Origin of the sequence: Bartonella sp. AU15XJBT, from assembly GCF_028618615.1 — a bacterium.
Lineage (GTDB): Bacteria > Pseudomonadota > Alphaproteobacteria > Rhizobiales > Rhizobiaceae > Bartonella.
Window position 1 is genome coordinate 1 of sequence record NZ_JAQITG010000103.1, and the last position, 1,147, is coordinate 1,147.

The 1,147-nt window shown below is 37.1% G+C and carries 2 protein-coding genes; both read left to right on the forward strand.

Annotation, left to right across the window (positions count from 1 at the left end):
- Positions 1-107 precede the first annotated feature (107 nt).
- Entirely contained in the window at positions 108-338 is a 231-nt protein-coding gene (locus tag PVV57_RS10345) for a hypothetical protein (RefSeq protein WP_273784049.1), read from the forward strand.
- A 23-nt stretch (positions 339-361) separates the two neighbouring features.
- Positions 362-1,147, forward strand: coding sequence for a DNA adenine methylase (locus PVV57_RS10350; protein ID WP_273784051.1), 786 nt, complete (start codon positions 362-364; stop codon positions 1,145-1,147).

The following is a 1,147-nucleotide window of genomic DNA, read 5'->3' on the forward strand; positions in this document are numbered from 1 at the left end:
TTGTGTTGGGTGGTTGCCCATTTATTTAGACAAGCAAGATCTGAACGCGATCAGTCCCAATTTAGCAAGAGATATTTTGAAACATAATCAACAGGGAGCACGCTTATGTGGTTGGCAAAATGAGTAGAAAGAAAAGTAATGAGGAGCAAGAACTTACACAAACAGAACGACAGCTTCTTCACGAGATGATAGAAACCTATCAAGGCTTAAAGATGATGTCACGTATTGTGAAGTGGTTAGCCTTTATTGTCTTTATGTTTGTAATTGATTTTTCCCGTTTTGTGGACGCCGTAGAGAATAGCTTCTCACACCTCAAAAAGTGGATAACAAAAAGTTAAATATCAAATCTCTCCTTTAAAATATGATGCAACAAGAATTTACACAAACATTGTTTGCGTGGATGGGTGGTAAACACTATCTGCGTAAGAAAATTATACCGATTTTAAATAGCATTGACCATGAAACCTATGTTGAACCATTTTTAGGCTCTGGTGTTATTTTCCTCAATAAAAGACCAGCAAAATATTCCGTTATTAATGATTTGAATGGAGAGATCACGAATCTGTTTCAATGTGTTCAAAATGACTTTGATGATTTAGCCAAACGACTAGAGTGGTTTGTTTGTTCAAGACAGTTGTTTTTTGAACTTGCGGCGATTGAACCAGAGAGCCTCTCCAAAGTTGAAAGAGCCGCACGCTTTTTGTTTCTCCAACGTTGTGTGATGTATGGGAAAAAAGATTATGTCTCTTTTAGCTTTGGAAGGAAAAGAACGGCAGAGTTTAATCCCGATAAGCTGTTATCAAGGATGCGGCGTGTTAGACAGAAGCTTCTTGATACGACAATCTTAAATTTATCGTGGGATCGGGTTATTGAGCTTTTTGATGCACCAGACAGTTTATTTTACCTAGACCCGCCTTATCTTGTAAAGAAGAAGTGTTATAGTTCTGGAAATTTTGTTGAAGATGATTTTGTGAACATGGCAAAAGTTCTCAAGGGCATTCAAGGGAAGTTTGTTTTAAGTCTGAATGATTGTGATGCGGTTAGAGAGATCTTTAAGGATTTTGACTTTTTAGAAGTTGAGACTCTTTGGACAGCAGGTTTTGTCAAAAAAACGCCCCGAAAAGAACTCTTGATTCGTAATAATTGA